This is a genomic window from Phenylobacterium sp., assembly GCF_030680185.1.
Lineage (GTDB): Bacteria > Pseudomonadota > Alphaproteobacteria > Caulobacterales > Caulobacteraceae > Phenylobacterium.
Genome location: NZ_JAUXVZ010000051.1, coordinates 64932 through 74256 on the forward strand (window position 1 = coordinate 64932; position 9325 = coordinate 74256).

At 65.6% G+C, this 9325-nt stretch carries 6 protein-coding genes; 3 read left to right on the forward strand and 3 right to left on the reverse strand.

All coding sequences use genetic code 11. The annotated features are described in order from the left end of the window. Nucleotides 1-535 precede the first annotated feature (535 nt). The gene (locus Q8L83_RS12035; protein WP_305287236.1) at nt 536-2659 is read left to right on the forward strand and encodes a prolyl oligopeptidase family serine peptidase; all 2124 of its coding nucleotides are present in this window, start codon (nt 536-538) and stop codon (nt 2657-2659) included. 106 nt (nt 2660-2765) lie between these two features. Further along, nucleotides 2766-4970 (forward strand): TonB-dependent siderophore receptor, encoded by a 2205-nt coding sequence (locus tag Q8L83_RS12040; protein ID WP_305287238.1) that lies wholly within the window; start codon nt 2766-2768, stop codon nt 4968-4970. 24 nt (nt 4971-4994) lie between these two features. On the opposite strand, the gene Q8L83_RS12045 is transcribed toward Q8L83_RS12040, so the two are convergent. After that, a complete protein-coding gene (locus tag Q8L83_RS12045; protein ID WP_305287239.1) occupies nt 4995-5537 on the reverse strand; it encodes a TetR/AcrR family transcriptional regulator in 543 nt (180 codons plus the stop codon). 216 nt (nt 5538-5753) lie between these two features. On the opposite strand from Q8L83_RS12045, the gene Q8L83_RS12050 reads away from it, so the two are divergent. Beyond that, nucleotides 5754-6821, forward strand: coding sequence for an aldo/keto reductase (locus Q8L83_RS12050; protein ID WP_305287241.1), 1068 nt, complete (start codon nt 5754-5756; stop codon nt 6819-6821). Nucleotides 6822-6966: 145 nt separating this feature from the next. On the opposite strand, the gene Q8L83_RS12055 is transcribed toward Q8L83_RS12050, so the two are convergent. Both Q8L83_RS12055 and Q8L83_RS12060 read right to left on the reverse strand, forming a co-directional pair. Beyond that, the gene (locus Q8L83_RS12055; protein WP_305287243.1) at nt 6967-8001 is read right to left on the reverse strand and encodes an AraC family transcriptional regulator; all 1035 of its coding nucleotides are present in this window, start codon (nt 7999-8001) and stop codon (nt 6967-6969) included. A 5-nt stretch (nt 8002-8006) separates the two neighbouring features. Further along, on the reverse strand, nt 8007-8846 hold the full coding sequence (locus tag Q8L83_RS12060; RefSeq protein WP_305287245.1) for an oxidoreductase: 840 nt from the start codon (nt 8844-8846) through the stop codon (nt 8007-8009). Nucleotides 8847-9325: the final 479 nt, after the last annotated feature.

Here is a 9325-nt window from a genome sequence, read left to right on the forward strand (position 1 = left end):
GGCGACCAGCAGGCCTGTCCTCAGCGCAGAATGACGAGAAGAGCGGACCATCGCGGCAGATCCTTATCGGGGGTTGCGGTCGGGTCGAGAGGTGGGTCGCCCGCCGCCTTGCTGAGGGTCCATTCTGGTCGCAGCGGGCCGAAGATTCCTCGCCAGCCCTGGCCAGATTCAGGAAAGGTTGCGGCGCGGCTCCGGCCCAAGTGGGGATTCGCCGATAGATCGGCGTCTAGACTTCTCACCTTGCGGCTCGGTCTTGGATGGCGGCGGCTCGCCCCTGCGATCACCGCTCACCGACGCACGGGGGTCTCAGATGATGGCGGCGATGCACCACAAGGACGCAAAGCCGGTCCGCGCCGGACTCTGGAGCCGAGCGACCGCAGGCCTGTTTTGTCTGGCCGCCGCGCTCTCGCCGACGCCCGGCCGCGCCGAGCCCCCCTCCGATTGCGATACAGCCTGCCAGGTCGGCCGCGTGATCAGCGACCGCGACACTCGCCTCCGCCAAGCCTCCGACGCCATCGCCCCTTCGGCCCCCCGAATGACGTGGCTGAGCGGAGGCGACGCCTTCGCCTATGCCCGGGAAACCGCTGACGACGTCATCCTGGTTCGGGTGGATATTCCCCAGGCGCGGCGCACCGTAGTGGCGCGCGCGTCCGATATCGTCTCACGCCTGCCCTTCTCCGTGGCGCCGGAGCGTCTGACGGCCGGAAGCCTCAACCTCTCGCCGGACGGCGAGGCCGCGATCCTGTCGGTTCCGGGCGGCCAGTATCGCTACAGTCTTGCCAACGGCGTTCTCACGCCCTTGCCGACCACGAACCAGGCGACATCTCCCGATGGCCGGCATCGCGTCTTCACGCGCGCCCACGATCTCTACGCATCCGGTCCCGATGAGCAGGTCAGGCGCCTGAGCGCCGACGGCGCCCTCTGGTACAGTTTTTCCGGCGCGATGGCCGACACCCAGCCGACTGACGCCGCGATCCTCGAAAACCGCCTGGACGATACCCCTCCGTGGATCGGCTGGATCGGCGGCGGGCCGCTCTTCTACGTGGTCCGACAGGATCTGAGGCAGACCGGCGAGACCTGGCTGCTGGACGCCATGGCCCAACCCCGACCGCGCCTGGCGACCCACAAGATGCCCTATCCCGGGGAGGCCAACCTGCCCCGACAGGAGCTCTGGGTGTTCGACGCCAGCGGCGCCAGGGCGCCCGTCCAGGTCCAGACGCAGGGCTGGGACCATCTCGGCAATCTGGACATGGGCGCCGGCGGCTTCTGGCCTTCGAACGACGGCCGCACCCTATATTTCGCCCGCGTGAGCCGTGGGTATGGGACCGTCGAGCTCTGCGCCGCCGACGTAGCGACCGGCGAGGTGCGGGTCATCTTGAGCGAAAGCCACCCGACCGGCTCGTCGGTCCGATACCGCGATTTCCGGGCGTTGGGGGACGGCTTCCTATGGCGGACCGAGCGCGACGGCTATGAGCACTATGGGCTCTACGGCTGGGACGGCCGCTTCATTCGCATGGTCACGCCCGAACCCCTCGCGACCCAACGTCTGCTGCATGTGGACGAGGACCGGGGCGAAATCATCTACGGCGCCTATGACGATGCGACCGTCCGCAACCCCGCCCAGGTGCGGGCGCGCCGCACCAACTTGGCGACCGGCGAAAGCCTCGCCCTCGACCAGGAAGATGCCCACCACGAGCTGAGCGTCAGTCCCACAGGCCGCTGGTATGTCGACACCCTGTCGCGTCCAGACATGGCGCCCCAGATTCTGGTTCGGGACCGAGACGGCCAGGTGGTGATGACGGTCGAGACCTCCGACACCACCGCTCTGACGGCGGCCGGCTGGGTCCCGCCCCGCCCGGTCACGGCCCTGGCCGACGATGGGGAGACGAAACTGTATGGCTGGCTCTGGCCATCAGGGCGTCGGGGTGCCGCGACCCACCCCTTGGTCAGCATTGTCTATCCGGGGCCTTCGGGCGAGAGCACGCCCTTCCGATTTGATCCCACAGACCAGGCCAGCGCCCTGGCCGAACTCGGGCCGATGGTCCTGCGGGCCGGCCAGCGCGGCGGTTCGGCCGTACGGGGCTCGGCCTATCACCGCTATGCGCTCACCTTCGGCAATGTCCGGGATTATCCCGTGGCCGACAACGCGGCCATGATCCGCGCCGTGGCTACGCAAGACGCTGCTGTCGACCTTTCCCGTGTGGGGATCATGGGCCATTCCGGCGGCGGGCTGATGGCCACGACCGCCATCCTGTTGCAGCCCGACCTCTACAAGGTAGCCGTCGCCTCATCGGGCAATCACGACAACAACATCTATGAGATGGGCTCAGGAGAGTTTCACTTCGGCCACCCCATCACAGGACCAGCTGGCGGGCCGAACGGCTATGCGACCAACCAGGAGCTCGCCAGCCGGCTGCAGGGCGAGCTGATGATCGTACACGGCATGCGCGACAGCGATGTGCCGGTGACCAACAGCCTTCGTCTGGCCGATGCGCTCATCAAGGCGGGCAAGCGGTTCGAGATGTTGATCCTGCCGTCACAGGACCATGGGTTCACAGGCGTCGACGCTGACTATGCAAAGATTCGCATGTGGACCTTCATGATCGACAAGCTCGAGGCCGACCAGCTCCAGCCGGTGGATCTCCCCGTTCGCCGCTGATCCGGACGGGTCAACAGCGGCGCTGGCACGAAGGCTGGCCAAGCCCCTTGTGACGCTTTGACCAACGTGTATGTTATATCATAACATCTGTTGGTCGGGGCGTTTCATGTCTTTGGAATTCAGATCCGGCGTCGCTGCGCGCGACGGGCGGCGGGGCTTGGCTGCGTGCGGTTTGGCGCCGGCGCTTGGGATTGCGCTATTCGCATCGTCAGCCCTGGCGGCCGATGACGACGCCACGACGGTCCGCTCCGTGACCGTCCAGGGCGCTCGCGACACCTATCGCGCAGACGTGGTCACCATCGGCGGCAAAGAGCCGGTGTCGGTGCTCGAAGTCCCCAACAGCGTCAGCGTCATCACCCAGCAGCGGATCGAGGACCAGAATCTGGTGACCATGGTCGACGCCCTGGCCCAGGTCCCCGGTGTCCACGTCACCACTTGGGACGGCCTGATCGGACAGATCCGCTCCCGCGGCTACCTGCTCGACGTCTCCTATGATGGCATTCCGGCCTATAACAGCGGCCAGGCGCAGGACTTCGATCTGATCGTCTACGAGCAGGTGGAGGTGCTCCGCGGCCCGGCCGGGATTTTCAAGGGCTCCGGTCAACCCAGCGGAACGGCCAACTTCATCCGCAAGCGCGCGCCGCGCGCATTTGCAGGCTCCCTCGGCGCCTCAGCGGGAACCTGGGACAACTACCGGATGGAGGGGGATGTCGGCGGGCCGCTGGCCTTCGATGGCCGCCTGCGCGGCCGGGCCGCGGGCTCCTATCTTCAGCGCGATTTCTTCACCGACCGCTCTCACGAGGAGAAGGTGGTGGCCTATGGCGCGATCGACTTCGACCTGACCGAACGCACCATGGCCTCGGCGACGGTGACCTATCAGGACGACCAGGGCGACGCCATGAGCATGGGCCTGGCCAACTATGTCCTGCCCGGCCATCCGCTGCACAACCAGTTCCTGGACGTCCCCCGCTCGATCAACCAGTACCCGGACTGGAATCTGAACATCTATGAGACCCTCGAATACGCCGCCGATCTCCGCCACCAGTTCGCCAACGACTGGGTGGCGCGCGCCAAGGCGGCCTATCGCGAACAGGAAAAGACCTTCACCGATGGCTTTCCCACACCGGGCACGGGCCTGAACCCGGTCACCAACCGCTTTTCCAGCTTCAATCGCCGCAGCACCGTATCGACCACCGACCGAACCGGGATCGACCTCTACGCCACGGGGCCAGTGAGCCTGTTCGGGCGCACACACACCCTGATGGCAGGCTATAGCTGGGAGGAATACGACGTCACCAGCAGGTCGGTGGCCACCACCTTCTACACCGGCTCGCCCGCAGGATCGGGCATCGCCTTTGAAGACGCGGCGAATGTCCCGCAGCAGAACCTCGTCTACAACAATGGCAGCCGCACGGTCGTCGAGCAGAGCGGCCTCTATGGCCAGGGGCGGTTCGAGATCCTCGATGGCCTGACCCTGGTGCTGGGCGCGCGGATGAGCGACTTCGAGTCCCGCAGCCGCACCCAGGCGCCCAATCCGAATCCGACGGATTTCGTCCGCGGCGCCTATGCGAATAACGAGATCACACCCTATGCCGGCGTCGTCTACTACTTGCGCCCCAACATCACGATCTATGGCAGCTATTCCGACATCTTCATCCCACAGACCTCGCTGAGGTGGGACGAGAACGGCGGGACGCCGCTGGACCCGCGGGTCGGTCGCCAGCTGGAGGCCGGGGTGAAGGGCGCGTTCTTCGAGGACGCGCTGCTGGCCACCTTCGCGGTCTACAATACGCGCGACGTCAACCGCGCCTTCGCCGACATCGCCCATCCGGGCTTCTTCCTGCAGATTGGCGAGGTCGAGGTCCGCGGATTCGATGTCGAGGTGACCGGCAGCCCCTACCCTGGCGTCGATCTTTCGATCGGCTACGCCTTCATCCAGACCGAGCATCTAGAGAATTCGACCGCGAGCCTGATCGGCCAGGCCTTCGACACCTGGGAGCCTGAGCACAGCCTCAAGGCCTTCGCCAAGTACACGCCGTCGACGCCAGGCTGGGATCGGGCCTGGATCGCCGCGGGCATGAACGCCCAGAGCACCTTCCTCGGCGCCGGCGTCGCAGGCGTTCGAGAACAGGAGCCGTATGCCGTCTTCAGCCTGCACGGCGGCTATGCCGTGACGCCCAAGCTGTCGGTGTCCATGTCGGTGAACAACCTCTTCGACAAGACCTACTATGCGCGGATCGGCGGCCCGAACACCTACAACACCTTCGGCGATCCTCGGAACGTCACGGTCGCCCTGCGTCAGCGGTTCTGAGGCCACGGCCGGCCTGACGCAGCGCTAGGCTGCGGCAGGCCAGCCGGCCATGGTCTGGTCGACGATCCGCAGCAGCTTGTCACGTCCGGCGCCGTCCTTGGCCAGGGTGGACATGCCCTGGACCACGGCGAACACATGGCCGGCGAGAGCCTCGGCGTCGCAGTCGCGAGCCGCCTTTCCAGCTCGGACATCCTCCTCGATGCGGGCGCGCAGAGCGGCCTCGATACGGCGGCGGATTTCAGCCAGTTCCTCACGAACCTCATCGGCGACGGCCGAGCTGCTCACCAGGGAACTGGCCAGCAGACAGCCGGGGGGCGTGTCCTCGCCGGTGTCGCCGAGCGCCGCTGCGGTCAGCAGGTCCCGCGCCGCCGCCCTGCCCGTCTCGGCGTCCTTGATACTTAGGACGACGGCGGCCGCACCACCGCCCAGATAATGATCCACCGCCTCCAGGAACAGCCGGCGCTTGTCGCCAAAGGCCGCATAGAGGCTGGGCGGCGTGATGCCCATGACCTGGGTCAGCTCTGCAACCGAGGTCGCCTCGTAGCCATGTCGCCAGAACAGGTGCATGGCCGCCTTCAGCGCGACGTCTCGGTCAAACGACAGCGGTCGCCCCGTGCGGCGGGGGGCCTGTGAGGGTCGCCTCTCGATAGCTCCATCTTCCATAGTGATCGATATATAACACTTGACCCCAGGCCGCAACGCGCGGCTATTGGGTTCCATAACGCTCACTAGGAAATCAACGTCATGGCGCTCACAGACTATCGGACCCTCGGGCGATCAGGCTTGGTCGTCAGTCCTCTCGCCCTGGGAACCATGACCTTCGGCGTCGAGCGTTGGGGGATGGCCCGCCCGGCGGCCGAGGCGGTTTTCGACGCCTATGTGGAGGCCGGCGGCAACCTCGTGGACACCGCTGACGTCTATGCGGGCGGGCGCGGTGAGGAGATGTTGGGGGCGATCATCGCCGATCGCGGCCTACGCGATCAGTTGGTCATCGCCACCAAGTCCGGGTTCGCCACAGGTTCTGGCCCGCATGTGGGCGGCAATGGCGCCAAGCACATCCATGCGGCGCTCGAGGGATCCCTGCGTCGCCTGAAGGTCGACTATGTCGACCTCTACTGGATCCATGTGTGGGACTCGCTGACCCCGCCCGACGAACTGCTGGAGACCATGGCGGCGCTGGTTCGGGCCGGCAGGATTCGCTACTGGGGCCTGTCAAACACGCCCGCCTGGTACGTCGCCAAGATCGCCACCCTGGCCGCGGTGCGCGGCCTGCCGGGTCCGGTCGCCCTGCAATACTTCTATTCCCTGGTCAGCCGCGAGGTCGAGGCCGAGCACCTGCCGCTGGCCCGCCATATGGGGCTTGGCATGATGCCGTGGAGCCCGCTGGCCTATGGCCTTCTGACGGGCAAGTACGATCGCGCGACGGTCGAGGCTGCAGCCCCACGGGCTGGCGGCCTGCCCGACAAGGCCGGCGGGAGCGAAGGCCGCGCTGAGGACGACAACCGTCTCGACGGCGCCAACCCCTTCGGCGACACCCTGTTCACCGACCGCAACTGGCGCATCGTCGAGGCCCTGAAGGGGGTCGCCCATGAGTTGGGCGAGTCTCCCGCCCGCGTGGCCCTGGCCTGGGTGCTGTCAAAGCCCGGCGTCGACACCGCCCTGATGGGGGTCAGCCGGCCCTCTCAGGTCCAGGAGAACATCTCCGCCACCGATCTGCGCCTACCGCGGGAACAGATCGCCGCCCTGGACGCCGCCAGCGCGCCCGAGGCCGCCATGATCTATGGCCTCTTCACCCCCGAAGCTCGCCAGAACCTGGTGTTCGGCGGCAGTCCGGTCGAGGCGCGGGGCTAGGGACGGCTAGTGGCGGCCTATTCCCACTTCATTGTTCGCAACACTCACAAGCCATTGAACTTCAACACAAAAACATTTCTTCCGCTTTGCCATGCCGCTCCGCACGCCGCCAAAAGATCACACCCTTGATCATTTAGTATCAAGATCAGTGCGGGGTGAAGATCGCGTCTCCGGCACGCAGTTCTCGCCAACGTGCTGGCGTAACGCCTTCCCATTCGCGAAAGGCCCGGTGAAACGAGGTCGCGTCCTGATAGCCAAGGAGAAACGCGATCTCGTCGAGTTCTATCGCGACGTCGCTGAGAAAGCGGTGTCCAAGCTCCCGCCTGGCTTCGGTCAGCAACTCGCGGAAGCTACGGCCTTCCTCGGTGATCCGACGCTGCAACGTCCGCTCGCTCATGCCCATTCGACGGGCGACCTCGCTCACGTCCGGTCGACCGCTCGGCAGGCTGCGCTTGAGTTCGAGGACCACCTGCTCGCTTAGCGACCGTGCCTGCATCTCCTCAAGCGCGCTGCCCAGCGCCGGCGTCAGCATGGCGAGCACTTCGGGATTGTGGCCCGGAAACGGTCGGTCGAGATCTAAGGCGTCGAACACAAGGAGGTCGCGCGGCGCGCCAAGCCGCACCGGCGCGGCGAAATACGTTTCGTGAACGGCGCTTCGCAAACCCGGCCGGGCGAGGTCGACGCGCAAGGGGCGCACGTCGGCGCCAGTGCCGCGCCGTGCCAGCTCCATCAGCGTGGAAAAGGTCGCGTCCACGCTCGCCGCTGGCTCGGCCTCGCTGGCGTGAAGCCAGGTCATTCCGACGCTGCAGCTGCGCCGTCCCCCATCCAATTCTTCGGTGATCTCCAGCGTCTCCGGCGTACACAGCCGCTTGAACCGTGCCAGCCGTTCGATCCCGTCGCGCAGATCGCGGGCATAAAAGGCGGCGACTGTCGCAGGCGGGTGGACCGCCGTGTCAGCGTTGCGGACGATCTGCAGGCCGACCGCAGGATCGCCCGACAGCGCCTCCAGCGCCCGCATCAGCGCGAAATACTGCGCGGTCGTGATGGTCTGCCCGGTTTGAGGAAGCGTGACCGGCAGCCGCGCCTGGCGCAACAGCGCCGCGGGCGGGATGCCGATCACCTCCACCGCATTCCACAATCCATGCGGCACCTTGCACCGGTCGGCGGGAGCGGGCCGCATGACGCTCAGGCGCCCTTCGGCAATTGGCTGAGGATGATGCGATCGAACATGCGGTCGCCCAGCCATGTGCGCATCGCGATCAGCAGCGCGCCAAACTTGCCCCGGACATAGCGGGTGCGCGGGCGGGCGGTGGAAACCGCCTTGCCAACCACGTCCGCGATCACGCTCGGGTGGCTGGTGCGTCCCTTGGCGTAGGTGTCGCGGGTCCCGGCTGCGACCGCGCGGGTCAGCCCCGCATAGGGTCCGGCGCTGGAACGCTTGAGCAGGCTATCCGCCACCACATCGCCGAACCCGGTTTCGATCAGGCCGGGTTCGATCACCACCACATCGATGCCCAGCGGGGCAAGTTCGATACGCAGGCAATCGGACCATCCTTCCAGTGCATGTTTGGTGGCATGGTACCAGCTGCCCAGCGGCGTGTAGATCTTGCCGCCCATCGAGGTGATGTTGATGATCCGGCCAGCCCCTTTCGCGCGCATCGCCGGCAGCAGGAGCTGGGTCAGCCGACCGGGGCCGAAGACGTTCACCTCGAACTGATATCGGGCCTCGTCCAAACCGATCTCCTCCATCGGCCCATAGAGGCCGAAGCCGGCATTGTTGACCAGCACGTCGACGCCGCCCGTCTGCGCCATCATCGTATCGACCGCCGCAACGATATCGGCATCACTGGCGATGTCCATGCGAAGCGGATGCGCCCCGAGCGCCTTCAGGTCATCCATTTCGGCCACGCGCCGCGCGGCCACATAGACCTGGTAGCCGTCGGCAATCAGCCGCCTGGCGATTTCCTTGCCCATGCCGGATGAGGCTCCCGTCACGAGAGCGGATTTTTTGTTGCGATTGAACATAGGCCACCTTCTTTCCTTGTGAGGAAGAACTCCCTTCCTTGTGTGAGAAAGGTAGGCCAGCGCCGGACCTGCGGCATTGACAGTAGGCGCCAATTTTCACGCAGATTACGCCATCTTTGAGCGCGGGCGGCACACTGAAGATCACGCGCATGTCGCGAAACGGCGTGGGCGCATCGCAGCGCCAAACCACGGAAAGATCTACGCCCTGGGACGCATGGTCATCGCTCTAAAGCTGTCGCCCGATATTGCGACTGGTGAAATCAATCGCAGTCTATCGATACGTTGCGAGCAATCCGGCCGCCGTTCGCCGCCGAACTCCACCGATTTTACGACCCGTCACTCCCACTCGATTGTTCGGGTATGCACAACCCCTTTGATTCTGCGGGACAAAAAATATTCTCATGCGAAAATACCGTCACGCCAGCCAGCAAAAAGTTATGCTTCTGAGATTCGTATAATAATTAGGCGTTGTTCCTAGA

Excerpts from the sequence above, each read along its gene's own strand:
- Q8L83_RS12040 (WP_305287238.1), top strand. The coding sequence starts at position 2,766 with ATGTCTTTGGAATTCAGATCCGGCGTCGCTGCGCGCGACGGGCGGCGG.
- Q8L83_RS12035 (WP_305287236.1), top strand. The coding sequence starts at position 536 with ATGACGTGGCTGAGCGGAGGCGACGCCTTCGCCTATGCCCGGGAAACC.
- Q8L83_RS12045 (WP_305287239.1), bottom strand. The coding sequence starts at position 5,537 with ATGCACCTGTTCTGGCGACATGGCTACGAGGCGACCTCGGTTGCAGAG.
- Q8L83_RS12060 (WP_305287245.1), bottom strand. The coding sequence starts at position 8,846 with ATGTTCAATCGCAACAAAAAATCCGCTCTCGTGACGGGAGCCTCATCC.
- Q8L83_RS12055 (WP_305287243.1), bottom strand. The coding sequence starts at position 8,001 with ATGCGGCCCGCTCCCGCCGACCGGTGCAAGGTGCCGCATGGATTGTGG.